The organism is Paenibacillus sp. MMS20-IR301, assembly GCF_032302195.1.
Classification (GTDB): Bacteria; Bacillota; Bacilli; order Paenibacillales; family Paenibacillaceae; genus Paenibacillus_AQ.
The window spans coordinates 7,049,752-7,071,263 of record NZ_CP135275.1; the positions used below are offsets into that span (position 1 = coordinate 7,049,752).

The window sequence follows — 21,512 nt, forward strand, 5'->3', positions numbered from 1 at the left end:
CGCAAGCGGGGGAGAGGAAGATACAGCTACACAAATGAGCAGAAAAGGGGAATAGGGAATGAATAAGAAGATTAGTAAATTGGCAGTGCTTGCTGTCAGCAGCGCTCTGGTACTGGGGGCCTGCGGCAACAATGAACCTGCGGACACAGGGCAGGCTGCAAGTCCGGCGGGGAACGGGACAGTGCAGGAAACGCCGGCAGCAAAGACAAAGATCAGCTGGATGAACATTCTGCATTCCACCACGCCGCCGACAGATACCGTGCTTAATAAAATTGAGGAGATCACGAATACAGAGCTGGACTTCACCTGGGTACCGGATGCCTCCAAGGAGGAGCGGATCAATACAGCGCTGGCTTCTGATTCCCTTGCCGATATAGTGACTCTGACCCTGTTGGAGAATTCTTCCGTGCGCAATGCGCTGAAAGCCGGAGTCTTCTGGGATGTCGGCCCGTACCTGGATGAATTCCCGAACCTCGCAGCTATTTCCCAGGATATGCGCACCTCAGCTTCTATTGAAGGCAAGCTCTACGGTATCCCGATGGTGAAGGATCTGGCCAGAAATGGTGTTATTCTCCGCAAGGACTGGCTGGATAAGCTGGGTATGGCGGTCCCCAAAACAACTGATGAACTGATGCAAGTTGCGAAAGCGTTTACAGAACAGGACCCGGACGGCAATGGATCTAAAGATACTACCGGCTTCATCGACCGGAGCGATCTGGTCTTCGGTGCATTCAAAACGCTGGGCTCCTATTTCGGCACGCCGTCCGGCTGGCATGTGGATGACAGCGGGACTGTGACGCCGGAGTTTGAATCTGAAGGTTATGTGAAGGCAATGGATTATATGAAAGAGCTGTATAAAGGCGGCTATATCAATCAGGATTTCGCTGTAACCGCCAAGACCGACCAGCAGCAGGGCTTTGCACAGGGGAAGGCCGGGATTTATGTCGGAGCGCTCTTTGACAGCAAGAACCTGTTGAACATGGCCAAAGGCATTCAGGATAACATGGATCTGGTCATGGTGAACGATATTACCTCCACCGGCAATGAAGCCGACCGGGCGATCTGGAGCTCGAGCAACGGCGTGGGCGGTCTGATGTCCTTCCCGAAATCGGAAGTCAAGGACGAAGCCGAGCTCAAACAGTTACTGCAATTTGTAAATGATATTATGTCGGAGGAAGTATTCGCCCTGATGACCTATGGCATCGAAGGTGTGCACTACACAGTTGATGCCGACAAAGCAGTTACGATTATCAACACCGAGCTGTGGCAGCAGGAGGTCCAGCCGTTCGCTTCCGCGCGGCCCAAAGAGCCTGGCTATGTTATCCATGATGCTGATCCGCTGAGAACAGAAGCTGCGCGCCTGATCCTTGATAACGAGAAGCATGCGGTGCTGAATCCGATGTACTCCCTGGAATCTCCGACGTTCTCTGCGGAAGGCTCCGAGCTGCAGAAGATTATCACCGATGCCACCTACAAGTATATTCTGGAGAAAATCGACCTTGCCGCATTCAAGCAGGAAGTGGAGAAATGGCGCAAATCCGGCGGTAATGACATCATCTCTGAATATGAGGCTGCTTACAAAGCGGTAAACGGCTAAGCGGACAGCTGCACGGGTTCACCAGGGACAAAGCGGAATCTCCGCTTTGTCCTTTTTGCCGTACATGCCATCTGCATCTGTACAGACGGCGTCAAAAGGATTAAGGTAGTTACGGACGGAGCAGCAAATATAGTGTCTCCACCCAGTTATAGGGCCAGATTATAATTGAACGCCATGGGTAATATAACATTAAAAAAAGTCGGGTGAGCTGATATGTTCTCGGTAAAAAGATTCCTGATTGGACGGCCGCTGAAGTCGGAGCAGCTGGGTGAGCAGAAGCTGAACAAGACCAAAGCCCTGGCCATCTTGTCCTCCGATGCCTTGTCTTCGGTAGCTTACGGACCCGAGCAGATTTTGCTGGTGCTGATTACGGTCAGTACAGCGGCTTTCTGGTATTCGATTCCCATCGCTGTTGGTGTGCTTGTACTGCTGCTGGCGCTGATTCTTTCCTACAGGCAGATTATTTTTGCTTATCCGCAGGGCGGCGGGGCATATGTGGTATCGAAGGAGAATCTGGGCAAATATCCCGGTCTCATTGCCGGCGGCTCCCTGCTTGTTGACTATATATTGACTGTGGCGGTGAGCGTATCCGCCGGAACAGACGCCATCACCTCGGCTTTTCCGGGCCTGCGTCCTTATAATGTGCTGATTGCCATTCTGTTTGTTCTGCTGATTACGACCCTGAACCTGCGCGGAGTGACGGAATCCGCGTCCTTTCTGGCGTATCCGGTATATCTGTTCGTCTTCGCCATGTTCATCATGATCGGCCTCGGCCTCTTCCGTATTATGAGCGGCGATGTGCCGGCTCAGCTGCATACTTCGCTGGGCACACCGGTAGCCGGGGTCAGCCTGTTCCTGCTGCTCCGGGCCTTCTCCTCGGGGAGCTCGGCGCTGACCGGTGTGGAGGCCATCTCGAATGCCATTCCTAACTTCAAGGCGCCTGCACCGAATAATGCCGCGAAGACACTGGCGGCAATGGGCATACTGCTGGCGCTGTTATTCTCAGGCATTGTCTTCCTGGCTTACTATTACGGCATAGCCCCGCGCGAAGAGGTGACGGTTGTCTCCGATATTGCGGAGCAGGTCTTCGGCAGGAACTTCATGTATTTCTTCCTGCAGGGAACTACGGCCCTGATTCTGGTTCTGGCGGCCAATACCGGATATTCCGCATTCCCGCTGCTGGCGGTGAATCTGGCCAAGGATAAATTCATCCCGCGGATGTTCACGGTCCGGGGGGACCGGCTTGGCTACTCTAACGGGATTCTTAGTCTTGGCATCTTGTCGATCATCCTGATTATTGCCTTTGAGGGGCGGACGGAGCACCTGATTCCGCTCTATGCGGTCGGGGTGTTCATTCCGTTCACGCTCTCGCAGACCGGGATGATGCTCAAATGGATCCGGCAGAAGCCGGAGGGCTGGCTGCCCAAGCTGATTATTAATACAGCCGGAGCACTCATCAGCTTCATCGTGACTATGATGTTCTTCCTGACCAAATTCCCGCAGGTCTGGCCGGTGCTGGTCTTCCTGCCGCTCATCATTCTGCTCTTCTACCGCATCCGCAAGCATTATGAGTCCGTGGCTGAACAGCTGCGGATTAATACCTGCGGGGAACCGCCGCTTGCGATTGAAGGGAATATTATCATCCTCCCGGTGGCCGGCATTACACATGTAGTGGAGAATTCCCTGCGGTATGCCAAGTCGCTTGGCGCCCAGCAGATCATTGCTGTACACGTCCCGTTTGAGCGGGAGGATGATGCCATTTTCGAAGAAAAGTGGAAGAAATTCCATCCCGAGGTACGCCTGGTGACGCTGTATTCACCTTACCGGACGATCATTCATCCGCTGACTAAGTTCATTGATACCGTTCAGCGCAAGGCCAGTGAATCAAATTATCAGGTGACGGTCATCGTTCCGCAGTTCATCCCGAAGAAGGGCTGGCATAACATCCTCCATAACCAGTCCAGCCTGCTGATCCGCACTCATCTGCTCTACCGGAGGAATGTAATTATCACTACAGTACCTTATCATTTGAAGAAATAATGGTTGCTATACCAAACTCTGCTCTTATACAGGAGCGGAGTTTTTGGTAAGCTGGCTCTATGTAACTAGCAGAGCAATTGCGACAGGAAGGATGGAGGGGAAGAGTTGAAGAAACGGGGGCTCCACAGAATGAAAGCTAGAATACTGCTGATGATAATGGTGCTTGTGCTGCTGCTCTCAGGCTGTGCGCAGGGGACGGCTCATATGACCGTCAAGAAGAACGGCTCGCTCGACCTGGCCTTCAGCCTGCTGCTGGATTCCCGTGCCGAAGCGCTGGTCAGCGGTTCCGTAGAGAAGCTGCTGACGGACAAGCTTGCGGCAGCCGGCATTGAACTGAGTAAAACAGCAAGCGGTAAATCTACGAAATATCAGTTTCTGAAATCCTATGCCTCCTTCGAGGAGCTGCAGGCGAGCGGAAGCAGCTTCGATATCGTGGAGGCCAAGGTCGAGACGGCGGACAAGTGGCTGTATACGAGATATGATGTTGTGGCCCAGCCCAAGCTGAACGCCTATTCGGAAGAAATTATTGACGGCATCGGCAGCTTAAGCGTGCCGAAATCGCTCGTGCGGCTCCTGATGGGCAGCTTCACCGTCGACTTCAAATTAACGCTTCCGTATAATCTGTACGGGGCGAACAATGCTGCTGAGCAAGACGGCAACACTTTGACATGGCATATTTCACTCGCAGATTCTGAGCCGCTGCGGCTGGCCGTGTATGTGCCTGATCTTAAGAATATTGCTATTGCCGCAGGCGGTCTGATCCTGATTGTAGCTATCATTATTGCGTCCTTTATCCGTTCAAGAAAACCGCGCAAACCCCAAGCGGGAGCCGGCCCCTCAGCCGGGGCCTCCTAAGCAGCCGCCAGCTAATAATCATCCGGCACAGCCTTAGGCTTCGAGCTGAAGCTGTCCCGGTATTGTCCCGGTGTCATTCCCTCCTGCTTGCGGAAGGAGCGGATGAAGTTCTGCGAGTTATTGTATCTTAAGCGGGAGGCGATATCCTTGACCGGCATGTCGGTTTCCTCCAGCCATTTTTTGGCCATTTTGAACCGGTACATAATGAGGTAGTCACTGAAGTAATACTGGGTCTCCTTGCGGAACACACTGCTGATGTAGTTGGCGTTATAATGCAGCCGGGAAGCACATTCCTCCAGCGTCAGATCCCGGTCATATTCATGCTGGACAATATCGATCAGCTTCTCGGAAATATTATGATACTGGGCGTTCTGCCTGCTGTTAAAGATAACAATGACCGGCTCGATGACGATGGTCCAGAACCAGTCTTCAATCTCCGCCACGATATGCAGATCGGTCAGCTCCTCGAACAACGATCCGTTAGTGTGATAAATCTGATTCAGCGTGATTCCCGATTCCTGCATCATAATCAGCGTATTGTTCAGCAGCCGGGTCAGCGGAATCTGGTACTCCTGCGGCGAGAGGCCCAGTGCAAAAATACACTTGAACAGCTTATGCAGCAGCTCCTTCGCCTTATCGCTGTCCGCCAGCTTGATGGCGTCCATCAGATCATTTTCGGTATGAGTCGGGTAGTTCAGATTAAGATAATGCTTGCCGGAATTCAGATTCTCGTATTGAATAATGATGCCCTTGCCGAGCGTAATCCGGTGCTTCAAGGCCTCCAGACCCTCGCGGTAAGCGATAGACATTTTATCCAAAGCGTGAAAGGGCAGACTGAGGCCGATACTGACCTGCAGCTTCAGGTAATTATTGATCTCCTGCTGCAGCGTCTCCGTCAAGCCATAGAGCATCCGGTGAAAAGCCTCCGTGCTTGCATCACCGCTGCCGATCACGGTTACGAGGGCATGCCCCATCACCACAGGTGTCAGCCGGTTATCCGCAGAGACCAGCTCTTCAATCATATTGTGCGCGGCAAACAACAGCAGATTGAGATCCTTCTTCTCATAGCTGCTCTCCTCCGTGAAATCGATGCTCAGCGTAATCACCGCCATCGTCCGCCATTCCTCCAGCTGCCGGCTATACCCGTACTGCTCCAGCTCCTCCAGCAGCTCGCGTTTCCTGAGGTTCCCCTGCAAGGCCTGGATGAGGAAGAAGGTCCGCACCTGCCGGATATGCTGGCTGACCTCTTTTTCCAGCTGGGATTTGGATTGAAACAGAGAATGTACCTGCTCCCCGATCAGCTGGAACTCATCCGTATGTCTGGCCCGCAGGCCGGGACGGCGCTGGCCCATCTGGCTGAGCAGTCTGGCGATCGGAGTGTACATGCGCCGGGACCCGAGCCACGCCAGCAGTACAGATAACAGCAGCATGAATGTACAGACCAATACTGTATAGGTACCGATTTTACCGGATTCCCGGGTCAGGCTCTCAATCGAAGTTACAGACAAATAAATCCAGCCGTTAAGCTGGGAGCGCATATACGTCACAGAATAATCCGCTTTGCCGATCTCCGTCTTGAATTGTCCGGAAGGCTCTGCGGCAGCGCTGATCTGCGGAAAGCCCATGAATCCGCCCGCCTCGGCAGGCTGACCGATCAGGGAGCGGTCAGGATGCAGCAGAATCCGCCCCGCCTGATCCAGCACAATGATACTGTCCAGCGGCTGCACATCGGAGTTAATGAAGTCCTGAAGACTGCAGGCCGGGATGTTGGCCAGGGCCAGCCCGTATTTTTGCAGCTTGGTGGTCGGCAGCTTCTTAATCAGACTGATGCTGTAGCTGCAGCCGGTCACATTGATGCTCTCCTCGCTGTAGAACAGGGAAGAGGGATTCAGCACCCACGCAGAGCTGCCCTGAACATTCAGCAGATTGGCGAGCTGCTCGTAATTGGGATATTCATTCAGCCGGTAGAGGCCGGAATTCTTAATCATCCAGTTCTGCCGCTGATTGAGCAGAATCACATCCTCCAGCCGGGTATCAAAGGACTGCATATTGCGGATTTCGTTTCTTATGTCATTATATAAAATGAAATCGGTTTCATTAAGCGGATTATTAAGCGCTTTTTTCAGCACTGAAGAGTTCACTACCTGGTTCAGCGTCTGATTGACAGTGTTAAGCTTATGCTCTACATTTGAGGTAATTTGTAAAATAAGTTCCTTTTTGCTTTCGTTAACATTTTTTTGAATTTCCTTGGAGGATGTGAAATAAGAGAAAGAACCGATGAATACCACCGGAAGGATACTGATGGCGAACGTGAACATCATTAATTTGCTCAGAAAACTGAAATGCTTCAACGGGTTCAGCACCTTTGCTTAGATTTGCGCCGAGAAAGTCTCTATCAGCTGCTTTAAGTGTATGCACCACGAAGGATAATAACAATAATCATCTGGTGCCGCAATAATCATTTTCTCTAATCATCGCTTGAAATGCCAGTAAATTCATGTAATAGGGTCTTATTGTATATAAATTATTCTGATTTTGCTATGAAGATAAGGAGGATATTGAAATGGTCAAAAGACTGGCGGGCAGGGCGCTGAAGATGATCTGCGGGGCAGCACTGATGCTGCCGCTGAGTATGATGAGTGCTTGCAGCAGGGGGGAAAGTGCACTTTCAGACAACTCTGCGGATCAGCCGCCGATCTCGATTCTTGCCCCGCTGCATTTCCCGCAGACGCCTTCAAGTGAGCTGATTACCGAGATTGAGCGCCTGACCGGAACACAGCTGAATATTACCTGGGTGCCGGAAGGGGTCTATACGGATAAGATGAATACGGCGCTGACCACCGGCTCGCTGGACAAAGTAACCTTTGTTAAATTCACCGATTATAATCCGGTCAAGAATATGATCCGCTCCGGCGCTTTCTGGGAGATTGGCCCTTACCTGGAGGAATTCCCGAATCTGCGGCAGCTGGATGCCGCTATCCTCAAGCAGACTGCTGTAGACGGGGGGATTTACGGGCTATACACGGAACGCCCGGCTTCCCGGCAGGGCATCATTATCCGCAAGGATTGGCTGGAGCAGCTGCACCTGAGCCCGCCGCAGACGCTGGATGAGCTGTATGAGGTGATGAAGCAGTTCACCTATAATGATCCGGACGGCAACGGCAAAGCAGATACGCTCGGGCTGGTGGACCGCAATGATCTGGTGTACGGGGTATTCAAGACGTTAAGCTCCTATTTCGGCACGCCGAATAACTGGAAGATCGAGGATGGCCGGTTCATCCCGGAATTTGCGACGCCTGAATATATGGATACGATGAATTTCATGCGTAAATTGTACAACGAAGGGATTATCAACCAGGATTTCGCCCTGACCAGCAAGGAGGTGCAGCGGGATAAGTTCATCCGCGGGACGGCAGGGATTTTCATTGGCAGCATGACCGATGTGCAGCGGCTCTCAATTGAGGCGAAGGCGATTAATCCGCAGGCAGAGCTTACCCTGATTAACCGGATTGAAGGACCGCAAGGGTACAAGGTATGGTCAATTCCCAAGTATAACGGTCTGTATCTTTTCTCCAAAAAAGCAATCGCCACCGAGCAGGAGTTGAAGCAGGTGCTGCATTTTTTTGACCGCGCGATGGATAAGGATGTCGCGAATCTGATGGTGTACGGCTTCGAGGGGCGGCATTATACGCTGGATGGAAAGGGGAAGGTTATTCTTCCCGAGAATACGTCGCAGCTGCGAGTATATGAAGTCAGTCCGCTGTACTCACTGATGATCGCTGACGGGGGCAATAAGAATATTATGGAAGTCGCGCAAAAAGAGCAGCTGACCGCCCTTGCCGACCAGCTGAACAAAGATAACGAGCAGTTTCTGGTCGATGATCCTACCGTCGGCTTAATCTCTCCCACCTATGATGAGAAAAACGTTGAGCTGTCCGCCATTATCGCAGATGCTACTTATAATTATATTCTAGGGAATATCGATGCGGACGGATTTGCCGAAGAGGTGGAGAACTGGAGAACCAGCGGCGGCAGTATGATCATTCAAGAGTATGCCGAGGCCGAGGCAAAGGCGAGAAATGACGAGAATTAGGGAGAATAAGGGCCTGAATATTGTCGAAATGGCAACTCTAATGCCAAATATTAAATTTTTCGGAAAAGAACATAAATAGAGCTTGAAAAATTTATCGACCACTGGTATGTTTTGTATAACAAAAAAGTAAATTTATTCTATTTATTTAAATTATTTAGGAGGGGTGATTTGACTTTGGAGGCAACTGCCACGATATTAGCAGAATTGGAGGAGTACTTGAAAAAGAATGCTCTCACGTTAACTCAATTCGCCAGACATTCGCAGCTTCATTCGGGCACACTGAGTAATATTGTTCACGGGCATCGTCCGATTGCAATGGTGCAGCTGGACCGGATTACCCTCGCCATGGGGCATGAAGAGGGGTTCTTCTATGATCTGTATATCGATAATTACATTATTGATAACTCCTCTGACTGGCGCCGCATCGGTCCCGCGCTGCTCCGTTGTGCAGATCTGAATAAGCTGGACAGCATCCGCAGAATTGCCCGGCATATTATGGACAACCTGATGTACGCTCCGCTTTTATTCGACACGGCAGAAGAATTGTTTCGCAATGAGAAGCTGAATGCGGCAGCGGCCATCTATGAGATTGTTGCCGAAGCGGAGAAGTATCAGCATTCAGAACGGCTGGCCTTATGCCAATACCGGCTGTTTACCATTTCGCTGGGTGATGATCAGGACCGGAATCTGTGGGCGGCCAGCCGCTTCGAGCCTTATGTTGAACGCCTGGATGAAGTGGATCAGCTGGATGCGCTCAAAGAGCTTGCCAATACATACCGTTCGCTGCAGCGCTGGGACCGGGTTGATGAATTTGCCTCCACGATGGGCCATAAGGCCAGAATTCAATACGAGATGTTAGACCGTTCCGGGCGTAGAGCAGCCGATACGGCTAAGCGTCCTAGCAGACCTTTGTTTTTTTACGTTGCTTATAGTGATTTGCTGCGCGGAAATGTATGCGATGAGCTTGGGGATTATGAGGGGGCGCTGGGGTACAAATATACTTATGCGGATTTAAGTTGGGTGAAGGAGCAAGGTGAAGAAGTTGACCATTGGATAAAGCTTTTTCAGGAGTGGGCAGTGGCGAACATTTATATTACGAAGCTACTGAGTGGCGATACGACTGTAATAGAGAAGTATGTATCGTATATTGATAAGCATCAAGATGAATTAGTTATGGGCCTGCTCTTTATATTAAAAACGGCAAATAAATATAATCATAATATCGATCAAACCTTAGAACACTATAAGTTGGAGTTAGAAGAGATATTAAATGAATTAGTTAAAGGAAGGTATTCCCGGAATTTAGCTATGGATCGTCAGGCTACCTTAATGTATGAATTGGCCTTTTATTATCTTCACAAGGGTGAAAACGACAAAGGTTTCGATTTTTTGCTAAAATCTTTAAAAAAATTCCAGCAAATTAACAGCGAAAAGTATATACTAGAAAGTGTAACACTCTTCGAACGATTTCGAAGAGTGGCCAGCCTAGAAATTCAGGAGCAGTACCAAAATCTACTTTTAGGAGGAGTATCTTATGAAGAAAAAGGTAGTCGTACTTCTAACTGTTTTTAGTATTATTTTTGCACCCATTATTGTTGGTCCATCTGTACCAGAGTCCCCTGTTGTCTCCTTGTTTAATCACGGCGAAGGTTAAGTTATTTAAAGTTGCCCGTTAGCCCAGCCCATGTACAGGCAATACTATTCTTTACATATTAGGAGGAGTAACTTTTGAAGAAAAAGGCAGCTGTACTTCTAACTGTGGCTAGTCTTATTTTGTCATCTGTTCTTATCGGGCCAATTGCACCTAACACTCCTATTGTGTCACTGTTCACTCATGGAGACGGCTAATACACTCTATTAAGCCTCTTCCCATTAGCTATATCAACAGCCCCATCGCAGAGGCTTGCGGCGGGGCTTAAGTCTGCTCTGTTTATTATACTGGAGAGACTGGTAACATATAAATAAAGGAGTGAGACTATGCAAGAGCAATTATCAATGGCTAACAAAGCCGCCTGGGAATCGGGAGCTTATCAGGCTTGGATACAGCATCACGGGGCGCCGGACGAATACGCGCGGAAATTAGCAGCGGACCCCAGGCATTCGCTTCGCTATTGGCTGAAGTACACAGGGAATCCGGCAGGGAAACGGATCCTTAATCTGCTGGGCTCGCATGGGACGAAAGCGATTTGCTTCGCTCTGTTGGGTGCGGACGTTACTGTGGTGGATATTTCGGAAGAAAACCGCTTGTATGCGGGTGAAGCAGCGGCTGCTGCAGGTGTGAAGCTGAATTATATATGTGCAGATGTATTGAATATTCCTGATGAAGAAGCGCTTGGAACGTTTGATGCCGTCTTGATGGAATTCGGGATTTTGCATTATTTCACCGATTTGAGCTCCATCTTTTCATTGGTCAGCAGGAGGCTAAACTCAGAAGGGCGGCTGATGCTGACGGATTTCCATCCTTTTGCAAGGACGTGGATGACAACGGTTAATCTGCCGCATCCCACAGGAAATTATTTTGACGACACTCTCCATGAAGGCGAGGTTGCATTTGCCAAGCTGCTTCCCGAAGAGGAGCGTGCCGGATTAAACAAGGTTCTGACACGCAGCTGGACCGTCGGCGATATTCTTAGCTCCGTGGCAGCCGAGGGTCTGTGTATCCGCACCTTTGAAGAGATCAAGACGGCTCAAAACCCCGGTTGTCCCGAGTATTATACGCTGATTGCGGATAAGCTGGGACTTCAGCTGCCTCCTTTGTATCCTGAACCTGTTTCTTAATCGATCTGAAGCTCAGCGACAGCATACAGCACTGACGAGCCGCTTATCTTTAGCCGGTCCCTATTCTTTGGATCGCCTTGGAAGTCCATAGCACAGAAAAAACAATTCGAAGCCTATTTAAAAAATAAATATCAAATCGAATTCAGGTTAAAAAAATGGACTTTGATTTTATGCACCGTACATACCTTACTTATGCCTACCCCGTGAGTGATCCAACTTTAGTTTTTTACCCGAATCCAGAACCCCCCTTTTCTTTGTTTTGATCCCACCTCCGGTAAGTGCAAATAGTGAAATAATCCCAGTTGATACTGCTATACTGCTTGAGCGTTCCTTCAATGAACCAGTATCAATCCGGCGTCAATTATATCTGACCCATGCGGACACCACAGCCTTTATTCGCTCAAAAAAAGTCAATTGGGCGGGCTTACGGACATGACGGCCCTTATCCGCCGCTTATCATGGACAAACTCCGATTTTCCGCTGAAATAACGGCGCTCATGTCCGTAAGATCGACACTCCGGTACCTTTCCGCAGGCTTAACGTCTCTCATGTCCGTAACGCTAAGCTTGTCCCTTGAACAACCGTTGCGTGGCTGGCTGCTTTTTTTAATGGAGGGCATATTCAACCCATTTACCTGCGCGCGGCAGCTCATTGTACATGATTTTCCGCTTATAGATGAGTTTTGGAATTCCGGCCGCTGTTGTTTCCTATTTTTGATGATTACTGCTGTTCATGGTGATCGAATTGTGAGTTCCACGCCTCCATTGGTATGCGGGATACATTAGGTATCTTTCCTTGGCTTGATCCTGCTGTGACTTGGCATTGGCAGACAGGAGATGGATACAGAACAAGTAATGGAGTCTTCGAGTTAGGCGTCAAAGCCCCGCCATCACCCGATAATCATTAACCCACACACCCCATCCATATCCCCCCATTATGAGGAAATGATTGTATTCGTAATCCTGCGCTGGCTGTAATGTGAGGCTTGTAACCAATACAAGTTAAACGGAGGTCAATTAGGAATGACGAAAAAATCCTTCACCCTGCTCCTTAGCTCGCTGCTGACACTCAGCATGCTGTCCGCATGCGGCGGCAACAACAACAATAACGAGGCGGCGGCAACCAAAGATCCGGGCGCGAGCACCGGCACTAACACAGCAGCAACAACAGAACCGGCACCGGCACCAGAACCGGAGAAGCCGACAGAAATCAAAATTATGCTTCCGCTGAACACAACCGATACTCCGCCGGACACGATCAAGACAGAAGTAGAGAAGCTGACGAATACGAAGCTGACCTATCAGTTTTTCCCTGCCGATACCTATGAAGAGAAGCTGAATTCCTCCTTCGCTACCGGCTCGCTGCCGCAGGTGACTTATCTGAAGAACCAGACGACCTTCCTGCAGATGAAGGAAGCAATCAAGGACGGGCAGTTCTGGGAGATCGGGCCTTACCTCAGCGAATTCCCGAACCTGAACAAGCTGAAGCCGGAAATTCTTAATAACACCAAGGTAGACGGCAAGCTGTACACGCTCTATATCGGCCGTCCGCTGGCCCGTCAGGGGATTATCTACCGTAAGGACTGGGCGGATAAGCTGGGACTTGCAGCACCGGCCAACACAGAGGAGCTGTTCGCGATGGCTAAAGCCTTCACGGAGCAGGACCCTGACGGCAACGGTAAAAAGGATACAATCGGGGTTGTTGACCGGAATGAGCTGGTGTACGGTGCGTTCAAAACGGTCTCTTCCTGGTTCGGCACACCGAACAACTGGGCTGAGAAGGACGGCCAGCTGGCACCGGAGTTTACCTTCCCGCAGTATATCGATACGATGGATTTCTTCAAAAAACTGCGTGACGGCGGATACATGAACCAGGACTTTGCAGCCACCAGTAAGACGGATGCGGTCAATATGTTCACCAGCGGTAAAGCCGGACTGTATATCGGCGGTTCGATGCAGGATATCGATACACTGAACAAGGACCTAATCAAGAATGTGCCGGATGCGGTGCTGGATACCCACAGTATGGTAGCCGGACCTGACGGCAAGTTCGCACAATGGATGATTCCAGGCTATAACAACGTAGTGCTGTTCCCGAAATCCGCCGTGAAGGATGAGGCGGAGCTGAAGAAGATTCTGAAGTTCTTTGATTACATGATGACTCCGGAAGTCTCCAACCTGATGTACTGGGGCATTGAAGGCACCCACTATACGGTGGAGGGCGGCAAAGCCAAAGCCACTGACAATAAAGAGCTGATCGAACGCGAAGTCAAGGGCTTCAAGGACAGCGTCATCGGTGAATACGAAACGAACGGCATGTACCAGAGCTTGAACGTGCTGCCGGGCCGGATTCATGCGGAAGAGCTGGTGCTCGAGAATGTGAAGGTCGGGGTCGCAGATCCAACCGCAGCACTTGACTCGGCAACCTACACCGCCAAGGGTGTTGAGCTGCAGCAGATCATTACCGATGCTACTTATAAGTACATGTATGGTCAGCTTGACAAAGCCGGATTCGAGAAAGAAGTAGAGAACTGGAAGAGCCGGGGCGGGGCGCAGATTATTGAAGAATATAATGCCGCGTACAAAAAATAAACCGGATGCCGCAGCTTAGGCTGCATGCTGAAGAAACGATGGAAGGAAGGTTGCCAGGACCCTCCGGCAGCCTTCCTGATGTCTTTTCAGTGCCAGGCAGGTTCGTTCTGCGGGCCAGCGCTGCATCCAGGATTGCCGCCACAAATATAATATTTTTATTTCAAGGAGAAAGGAAGAAAACCATGCAGGAAGTTACCGCCCGGCCCCGGACAGCTCCCGAACCGAAGCCTAAGAGATACAAGAGCAGCAGTGAGCTGAAGAAGCGGCTGTGGAGAAACAAATTACTCTATGTGATGCTGATCCCCGGCGTACTGTATTTTATCATCTTCAAATATTTACCGATGTACGGACTGATCATTTCCTTCCAGGATTACAAGCCTTATCAAGGGATTACAGGCAGCGAGTGGGTGGGGATGAAGCATTTCAGCAGGCTGTTCACCGAGCCTGATTTCCTGAACATTCTGGGGAATACCCTGATTCTGTTCGGGATGAATATTCTGATTTATTTTCCGATTCCGATTATTCTCGCTTTGATGCTGAATGAGCTTAGAGGCACCTTCTTCAAAAGATTCTTCCAGACCCTGGTCTATGTACCCCACTTTATGTCCTGGGTAATCGTGGTCTCGATTTCCTTCGTTATGGTGACGATGGACGGGGGGATTATCAACGAGCTGCTGGCGTACTTCGGATTCTCCAAAATCAATTTCCTGCTCAGCCCCGGCTGGTTCCGGCCGATGTACATCATTCAGGTGATCTGGCGGGAAGCAGGCTGGGGTACAATTATTTATCTGGCGTCGATAGCTGCTATTGACCCCGGGCTGTATGAAGCTTCGCGTATGGATGGGGCCGGGCGCCTCAGACAAGTGTGGCATATCACGCTACCGGCGATCCGCGGAGTTATCATTACCCTGTTTATTCTGAAAATCGGTTCCGTACTCGATCTGGGATTCGAGCATGTCTATCTGCTGCTGAATTCCATGAACCGGGAGGTTGCGGAAATTATCGATACGTATGTCTACACCGCCGGGCTGCGGCAAGGACAGTTCAGCTATAGTACCGCCATCGGCTTCTTCAAGTCGATTGTAGGCCTGATCATGGTTATGACCGTCAATAAAGTATCCAAGAAAATCGGAGAAGAAGGCGTTTATTAAATGCCGCAGGAGGAATTGAAATGGTAGAAGACCGCACGATTAGCGGCAGAATATTCTCTGCTGTCAACTTTACACTGCTGGCAATCATCGCGCTGGTAACGGTGCTTCCGTTTGTCCATGTGGTGGCCGGCTCGTTCACAACCAGCGCTGAGCTGGCTGCCAACAAGTTTGTGCTGATTCCCAAAGTGTGGAGCTTAGAGGCCTACAAATTTATTTTCTCAACGAATACGATCTTCAGAGCCCTGGGTGTATCAATCGGCGTTACGCTGGTCGGGACCGTGTTCAGCATGTTTATCACTGCGCTGATGGCCTACGGCCTCTCCCGCAGAGACCTGGACGGCCGCCGGGTATTCAACTTCCTGGTGGTGTTCACGATGCTGTTCCACGGCGGAATGATTCCGACGTTCCTGGTGGTCAAAGAGCTGGGACTGATTGACTCGTATTCAGCATTAATTCTCCCGTCGGCGATCAGTGCATTTAATATGATTATCCTGAAGAACTTCTTTCAGAATATTCCCGAAGGGCTGGAGGAATCGGCCAAAATTGACGGCTGCAACGACTTCGGCATTCTGTTCAAAATCGTATTGCCTTTGTCGCTGCCGTCGATTGCGACCATCTCGCTGTTCTACGCCGTAACGTACTGGAACACGTATATGAGCGCGATTCTGTATCTGGATGACAGTGCCAAATGGCCGATTCAGGTGCTGCTGCGGCAGATTGTCGTGCTGGCCAGCGGGATGGACCACAGTGCGACGCTGGACGGTACCGTACCGCCGCCGGATCAGACGATTAAGATGGCTGTAATTGTGGTAGCCACGCTGCCGATTCTGATGGTCTATCCGTTCCTGCAGAAGCATTTCGCCAAAGGCGCGATGCTGGGCTCGATGAAGGGTTAACGGTGCGGGACTGCCAGAGTAGACACAGGATACACACAATACAATATAAGGAGGCATCCAGTGTTTAATATAGCGGACTACGGAGCGCTCCGCGACAGCGGGGTGCCGGCAACGGACGCGATCCGCGAGGCCATCGGGGCGGCGGGCCGTGCCGGAGGCGGCACAGTCTATATTCCGGCCGGCGTCTTCCTGACAGGAGCGGTACGCCTGCGCAGTAACATAGAGCTGCACTTAAGCCCAGGAGCGGTATTGTCCTTCAGTACCGATCCGGCGGATTACCCCGCCGTGGTATCACGGTGGGAAGGGGTGAAGCAGGAGGTGCATGCAGCCTGCATCTATGGAGCGGATCTGACCAATGTCTCGATTACCGGCAGCGGGATGATTGACGGCAACGGTGCCCCCTGGTGGGAGAAGCACCGGAATCGGCCGGAAGCGCTGGAGTATCCCCGGCCAAGGCTGATTGGCTTCGACCGCTGCAGCCGGGTAACGATCAGGGATGTGAGGCTGATCAATTCGCCGAGCTGGACCGTGAATCCGATCAGCTGCAGCAATGTGACGATCGATAATCTGTCGATCCTGAATCCGGCAGATTCGCCGAATACGGACGGCATCAATCCAGAATCCTGCCGGGATGTCCGCATCAGCAACTGCCATATCGATGTAGGCGATGATTGCATTGCTATTAAGGCAGGCACTGAAGATACTGAGGAACGTATCCCCTGCGAGAATATTACGATTACGAACTGCGTCATGGTCCACGGCCACGGGGCAGTGGTGCTGGGCAGTGAGATGAGCGGGGATATCAGGGGTGTGACGATCAGCAATTGTGTGTTCAAGCAGACAGACCGCGGTATCCGCATGAAATCGCGGAGAGGGCGCGGCGGGATCATTGAAGATATCCGTGTCAGCAACGTCGTAATGGAGGATGTTATCTGTCCCTTCACGCTTAACCTCTACTATTTCTGCGGGCCGCGGGGCAAGGAGAAATATGTCTGGGACAAGAATCCGTATCCGGTAACGGAGGAGACTCCGCAATTCCGGCGAATCCATTATGCCAATATTACGGCCCGCAATGTCCATGCCGCTGCAGGATTCCTGTACGGGCTTGCCGAGCAGTACATATCGGAGATTACGTTTAACAATATCGATATCTCAATGGCTGAGCACGCCGTGCCGGGGCATCCCGATATGATGACAGGCATGGAGAACATGCAGCGCAGGGGATTCTACCTGGGCAATGTCCGGGAGGTACAGTTCCAGCAGGTGCGGATTGAGAACCATGAAGGCCCAGCCTTTTATATCGAGAACGGGGAAGAAGTGGAGTTCCTGAACTGCCGCTCACGGAATACGGCGAAGCCGGAGCAGCTCGTGGAGCAGGTAACCGTGGAGCCGGCAGGGAAATAGCGCTCAGCGCGGACAGGACAGATTTGCAGCGATACCTCCTTCAGTCTGAGTAAACGAATAACCGGATACCAAAGAGCCTGATTCTGTTAAGGAACAGGCTCTTTGGTATCCGGTCAGGCAGGGCTGCAGTGCCCTGCGTGAACTGGATATTTACTATATGAATTGCAAATCGCAGGCTACCTGCTGCGGCAAGTAAAGTGAAAAGTCCCTCTAACGCTGCTCAAAGCGGGCTGTATGAGGACGAATAAAGTGAAAAGTCCCTCTAACGCTGGCCAAAGCGGGCTGTATGAGGACGAATAAAGTGAAAAGTCCCTCTAACACTGCTCAAAGCGGGCTGCATGAGGACGAATAAAGTGAAAATTCCCTCTAACGCTACTCAAAGCGGGCTGCATGAGGGGAAATAAAGTGAAAAGTCCCTCTAACGCTGCTCAAAGCGGGCTGTATGAGGGGAAATAAAGGGAAAAGTCCCTCTAACGCTGCTCGAAGCGGGCTGTATGATGGGAAATAAAGGTAAATTTCCCTCTAACGCTGCTCAAAGCGGGCTGTATGAGGCAAGTTCGCTTGCCGCAGGTTTGTTTTATCCCAGAAAAGGTATGCTAATTGCACTTCATACAACTAAATAATCTGATTCTCTAACTAATATGGGTTTAGCTGTATTTCGTACAACTAAACTGCTTTGGGAGGCTTGTTTTAACGTATTAGGGCGAATTTAGTTGTACAGAGTGCAGCTATACTACCCGGGCAACAACTTTTAGTTCCTTTTAATTGCACACAATACAGCTATTCCTGGGTTTCCTCTAAGAGATGAAGATATAATTTGCTTCTTGCTCGATGACCCGCTTCTTTGGTTCCTATGCTGTACTAACCCTGTTCGCCAGTTTCATAATGTTACCTGCAAACGGGCGTACAAAAAGCCCTAAAAGCCTACAGCCGTCTCAATAAATCTTTCTTCGTCAGGCCGTTCTGCTTGGCAGTGGCATTCCAGAAGAAATGTGTTGCTGCGAATTTCCAGGCGAAGCGCGGGAAGTTCGGACTGAACAGCTGGGACTCGGCGGCGCTTCTGGATTCTATATTACTTGCCAGGCTGTATATGGCTTTGCCCAGGTTCTTCAGCGGACCCTTGCCGGGAGGAACCTTCTCCAGAGAGCCCATCATTTCACCGGCGCCTTGACCGAGACCCTGCCCGAAATGAACACCGGCCCGTCTGCACCAGTGCTGAAGAATCTCAAGGGCGATATGATTCTGTCTGCCCTCAAAGAATCCATTGTTAATCATGGCATAGACGTAAATCTCCTGCTCATGTCCTGCCTTGAGGTATTCTTCAAGCGTGGCCAGCAGCCTGAACAAGTGTGACGGTATCCCGTCCACATAGAGCGGGAAGGCAAACACCAGGATATCCATGCGGCATAGTTCACTGTATTGTTCAGGAGTGAGCGGTCTTTTATTCGGAGTGTAGTAAGTCAATTCATTTCCGCTGCTTATGAGCGGGTCCAGCATCTTGAGCAGAGCGGCCGAATTGCTGTTAGCAGGCTTGGGGCTGCCGTTGATCATGGCGATGTTCATACGATGGCCTCCTTAACGCTGTCCAGGCTGTTATGGAAATACACCTGGTTTCCTGTAGAAAATAAATTCAGGCTGTTCGCCGCGACCAGACTTCTCGCCGTTCCTTGTTCAGCCTCTGTGATGTCGTCGCCGTAGAAATGGACCGATAAAGCGAATTGGTGATTATAACGGCGGCGGTGATGAGTTTCCCCGTTCTTGCTTGCGAAATAAGGCAGAACGTAAGAAATGCTCCGGTTGAGCACATTCAGCACAAAGGGGCTGTAGCTGCCGTACATACATTGGCTGATGATAATCAGCTCATCACTCCGGGAGAGCAGCTCGCCCATATGCTGATAACTGTCCCGGATTACGCATACTCCAGGCGTCCGGGTCCAGCAGCCGAAGCAGCCCATACACTGGCGGATGGTCCCGTTGTCCGAGATCACCGTCAGCCCCTCCTGCCCGCCGTCTGTCCAGCCCGCAAATTGTTGTTCCTGCAGATCGTGTACAATCATTCTCATGATTCACATCTCCTTATAAGACAGATTGGACCTTCAATAATTCACGCCAATTCCCCGAATAATGCACTCCGTTATTGGTAAGCAGTGAAGCAATGCCATGTACCGTCGCCCAGAGGGTAATTAATTGATGGGAGAAATCATCCTCCGGCAGGCCGAGGGTATGGAACATTTCATAGGCTGTTGTTCTGAACAGGACAAAGGGCGGATAGTTATCGGAATTATAGTTGTCCAGATCGATGACGATGCCTGAATGGTAGTACAGGAACTGGAAATACTGTGGATGCTCCATGAAAAAATCAATATAAGCCTGCCCCAGCAGGTACATTACCTCCGGGCTGCCCTCCTTTCCTTGAACGGATGCGTGAAGTGTCCCCATAAACTGCTCTGTAACATGCTCTCCCATGGCGGAGATCAGCTCATCTATATTTTTGAAATGGCTGTACGGGGCGGTGTGGCTGACCCGGCACTCGGCTGCAACCTTACGCAGGGAAAAGCTGCTGATGCCGTCTGTGTTGATAAGCTTAATGCCTGCTTCGATAAGCTGATTCCGTAAATTGCCGTGATGGTAGGGTTTATCTTTCAATGGTGTGCCGCCATCCTTTCTGGTATCTTGACGCTGGTAAGATTGTAGCATGATATCTTTACGGTGTTAAGATAGATTGATCACACCAGGGCCCCGGAAAGTATTTTTTTTGCAAAACTGCCTGGGGGAAGTTATAATTAGTACCAAGTACTAATATCAGATACTAAAAATATAATTTGAGGTGATATTTATGACAGGTGCAAAAATTACAGCGATCGGGTCTTATGTACCGGCGAAGCGGCTTACGAATCATGATCTGGAGCAATTGGTGGATACGAATGACGAGTGGATTGTCCAGCGGACGGGTATCCGGGAACGCCGGATCAGCCGTGAGGATGAGTACACCAGTGATTTATGTGCTGCTGCCGTGCGGGATTTGATGAACCGTTACGGCAAAAGCGTACAGGATGTCGATATGATTCTCGTGGCTACGAGCACGCCTGATTTCTCTTTTCCCTCTGTAGCAGCTATTGTCCAGAACCGGCTTGGCATTCCGCTGACAGCGGGAGCCTTGGATATGAGCGCTGCCTGTGCCGGATTTGTCTACGCCCTGCATACGGCGCATGCGCTGGTGTCTTCAGGCCTGCATCATAAGGTGCTCGTAATCGGTGCGGATGCCCTGTCCAAAATTACGGATTATACGGACCGCAGCACCTGTATTCTGTTCGGGGATGGCGCCGGGGCAGTGCTTGTGGAGAGCGGCGGCAACGCCGGGGACTTCGCCGGCTTCCATCTGGGCAGCGACGGCAGCGGGGCACAGCATGTGTACCGCACAGGGCTGGCCAATAAGGTCAACGGCGTGGAGCTTACGGATACCGGCAAGCTGGTGCAGAACGGGCGGGAAGTGTACAAGTGGGCGGTCCGGACGGTGCCGCAGGGGGTACAGCGGGTGCTGGACAATGCCGGGGCCAGTCTTGATGAGGTGGACTGGTTCATTCCGCACAGCGCCAATCTGCGGATGATTGAACCGATCTGTGAACGGCTGAACTATCCGTTTGAACAGGCACTCTACAGCCTGGAATATTTCGGCAACACCTCGGCGGCCAGTATCCCGCTTGCCCTTGATCTGGGCATCCGGGAAGGAAAAGTACAAAGCAGCGAGCAGGTGCTGCTCTACGGATTCGGGGCCGGGCTTACCCAGGCGGGCCAGCTGGTCAGGCTGGCGCTTGATCCGCAGGTTGCTGCTCCAGCTCCGCTATAACAGGCAGAATTCTAGCCTGAGAACAGTCTACAGGGGGGCCAAGCCGAAAAATGGTCCCCCTAACCAGAAAAACGGTGCCTTGAAGATTTACAATAAATGAGAGATTATATTATCGAAAGCGTTTTCGGTTTGCTGCCTTGCAGCTTGTCTGCCAGGCATTAACCGGAAGCTGCAGCGTCATTCCGCAATGCGCGCTGCAAGCAAGCGGAGTTCTGAAGTAGAGGGGAGGTACAGACAGCAGACTGAATCCTGAAGGAAGC

General features: G+C 50.9%; 15 protein-coding genes. 11 read left to right on the forward strand and 4 right to left on the reverse strand.

The genetic code is table 11. The annotated features are described in order from the left end of the window. The first annotated feature begins 58 nt into the window (after positions 1-58). The 3 genes from LOS79_RS30335 (at position 59) to LOS79_RS30345 (ending at position 4,492) form a co-directional block, all read left to right on the forward strand. Positions 59-1,597 carry an extracellular solute-binding protein gene (locus LOS79_RS30335; protein WP_315414628.1) on the forward strand — a complete coding sequence of 513 codons (1,539 nt, stop codon included), beginning with the start codon at positions 59-61 and terminating at the stop codon, positions 1,595-1,597. 213 nt (positions 1,598-1,810) lie between these two features. Next, positions 1,811-3,637 (forward strand): APC family permease, encoded by a 1,827-nt coding sequence (locus LOS79_RS30340; RefSeq protein ID WP_315414629.1) that lies wholly within the window; start codon positions 1,811-1,813, stop codon positions 3,635-3,637. A 129-nt stretch (positions 3,638-3,766) separates the two neighbouring features. Next, positions 3,767-4,492, forward strand: a complete 726-nt coding sequence (locus LOS79_RS30345; RefSeq protein WP_315414630.1) for a hypothetical protein — start codon at positions 3,767-3,769, stop codon at positions 4,490-4,492. A gap of 11 nt (positions 4,493-4,503) precedes the next feature. On the opposite strand, the gene LOS79_RS30350 is transcribed toward LOS79_RS30345, so the two are convergent. Next, the gene (locus LOS79_RS30350) at positions 4,504-6,843 is read right to left on the reverse strand and encodes an AraC family transcriptional regulator (RefSeq protein ID WP_315414633.1); all 2,340 of its coding nucleotides are present in this window, start codon (positions 6,841-6,843) and stop codon (positions 4,504-4,506) included. 212 nt (positions 6,844-7,055) lie between these two features. Here LOS79_RS30350 and LOS79_RS30355 point away from each other — a divergent pair, with 212 nt between their 5' ends. The 7 genes from LOS79_RS30355 to LOS79_RS30385 all read left to right on the forward strand — a co-directional run bounded on the left by LOS79_RS30355 (position 7,056) and on the right by LOS79_RS30385 (position 17,405). Next, complete coding sequence (locus LOS79_RS30355; RefSeq protein ID WP_315414634.1) at positions 7,056-8,585, forward strand: extracellular solute-binding protein; 1,530 nt, start codon at positions 7,056-7,058, stop codon at positions 8,583-8,585. A 168-nt stretch (positions 8,586-8,753) separates the two neighbouring features. Next, positions 8,754-10,157 carry a helix-turn-helix domain-containing protein gene (locus LOS79_RS30360; protein WP_315414635.1) on the forward strand — a complete coding sequence of 468 codons (1,404 nt, stop codon included), beginning with the start codon at positions 8,754-8,756 and terminating at the stop codon, positions 10,155-10,157. Between the two features lie 405 nt (positions 10,158-10,562). Further along, complete coding sequence (locus tag LOS79_RS30365; RefSeq protein ID WP_315414636.1) at positions 10,563-11,363, forward strand: class I SAM-dependent methyltransferase; 801 nt, start codon at positions 10,563-10,565, stop codon at positions 11,361-11,363. Positions 11,364-12,385: 1,022 nt separating this feature from the next. Then, the gene (locus LOS79_RS30370; RefSeq protein WP_315414637.1) at positions 12,386-13,954 is read left to right on the forward strand and encodes an extracellular solute-binding protein; all 1,569 of its coding nucleotides are present in this window, start codon (positions 12,386-12,388) and stop codon (positions 13,952-13,954) included. A 182-nt stretch (positions 13,955-14,136) separates the two neighbouring features. Beyond that, positions 14,137-15,105 carry an ABC transporter permease gene (locus LOS79_RS30375; protein ID WP_315414639.1) on the forward strand — a complete coding sequence of 323 codons (969 nt, stop codon included), beginning with the start codon at positions 14,137-14,139 and terminating at the stop codon, positions 15,103-15,105. A 20-nt stretch (positions 15,106-15,125) separates the two neighbouring features. Further along, positions 15,126-16,001: a carbohydrate ABC transporter permease gene (locus LOS79_RS30380; protein WP_315414640.1), complete on the forward strand. Its 876-nt coding sequence runs from the start codon at positions 15,126-15,128 to the stop codon at positions 15,999-16,001. A gap of 60 nt (positions 16,002-16,061) precedes the next feature. After that, a complete protein-coding gene (locus tag LOS79_RS30385; RefSeq protein WP_315414641.1) occupies positions 16,062-17,405 on the forward strand; it encodes a glycoside hydrolase family 28 protein in 1,344 nt (447 codons plus the stop codon). A gap of 924 nt (positions 17,406-18,329) precedes the next feature. Here LOS79_RS30385 and LOS79_RS30390 read toward each other — a convergent pair. Genes LOS79_RS30390 through LOS79_RS30400 form a run of 3 tightly spaced genes read right to left on the reverse strand, consistent with a single transcriptional unit; the run spans position 18,330 to position 20,051 of the window. Beyond that, entirely contained in the window at positions 18,330-18,968 is a 639-nt protein-coding gene (locus LOS79_RS30390) for an NADPH-dependent FMN reductase family protein (protein ID WP_315414643.1), read from the reverse strand. After that, positions 18,965-19,468, reverse strand: coding sequence for a flavodoxin family protein (locus LOS79_RS30395; RefSeq protein ID WP_315414645.1), 504 nt, complete (start codon positions 19,466-19,468; stop codon positions 18,965-18,967). Before LOS79_RS30395 ends, LOS79_RS30390 begins: the two co-directional genes overlap by 4 nt. A 13-nt stretch (positions 19,469-19,481) precedes the next feature. Next, the gene (locus LOS79_RS30400) at positions 19,482-20,051 is read right to left on the reverse strand and encodes a TetR/AcrR family transcriptional regulator (protein WP_315414646.1); all 570 of its coding nucleotides are present in this window, start codon (positions 20,049-20,051) and stop codon (positions 19,482-19,484) included. Positions 20,052-20,241: 190 nt separating this feature from the next. Here LOS79_RS30400 and LOS79_RS30405 point away from each other — a divergent pair, with 190 nt between their 5' ends. Further along, complete coding sequence (locus LOS79_RS30405) at positions 20,242-21,252, forward strand: ketoacyl-ACP synthase III (protein ID WP_315414647.1); 1,011 nt, start codon at positions 20,242-20,244, stop codon at positions 21,250-21,252. Positions 21,253-21,512 lie beyond the last annotated feature (260 nt).

Coding starts and splice junctions, on each gene's coding strand:
- LOS79_RS30335 (WP_315414628.1), top strand. CDS start 59: ATGAATAAGAAGATTAGTAAATTGGCAGTGCTTGCTGTCAGCAGCGCT.
- LOS79_RS30340 (WP_315414629.1), top strand. CDS start 1,811: ATGTTCTCGGTAAAAAGATTCCTGATTGGACGGCCGCTGAAGTCGGAG.
- LOS79_RS30345 (WP_315414630.1), top strand. CDS start 3,767: ATGAAAGCTAGAATACTGCTGATGATAATGGTGCTTGTGCTGCTGCTC.
- LOS79_RS30355 (WP_315414634.1), top strand. CDS start 7,056: ATGGTCAAAAGACTGGCGGGCAGGGCGCTGAAGATGATCTGCGGGGCA.
- LOS79_RS30365 (WP_315414636.1), top strand. CDS start 10,563: ATGCAAGAGCAATTATCAATGGCTAACAAAGCCGCCTGGGAATCGGGA.
- LOS79_RS30370 (WP_315414637.1), top strand. CDS start 12,386: ATGACGAAAAAATCCTTCACCCTGCTCCTTAGCTCGCTGCTGACACTC.
- LOS79_RS30375 (WP_315414639.1), top strand. CDS start 14,137: ATGCAGGAAGTTACCGCCCGGCCCCGGACAGCTCCCGAACCGAAGCCT.
- LOS79_RS30380 (WP_315414640.1), top strand. CDS start 15,126: ATGGTAGAAGACCGCACGATTAGCGGCAGAATATTCTCTGCTGTCAAC.
- LOS79_RS30390 (WP_315414643.1), bottom strand. CDS start 18,968: ATGAACATCGCCATGATCAACGGCAGCCCCAAGCCTGCTAACAGCAAT.
- LOS79_RS30395 (WP_315414645.1), bottom strand. CDS start 19,468: ATGAGAATGATTGTACACGATCTGCAGGAACAACAATTTGCGGGCTGG.
- LOS79_RS30405 (WP_315414647.1), top strand. CDS start 20,242: ATGACAGGTGCAAAAATTACAGCGATCGGGTCTTATGTACCGGCGAAG.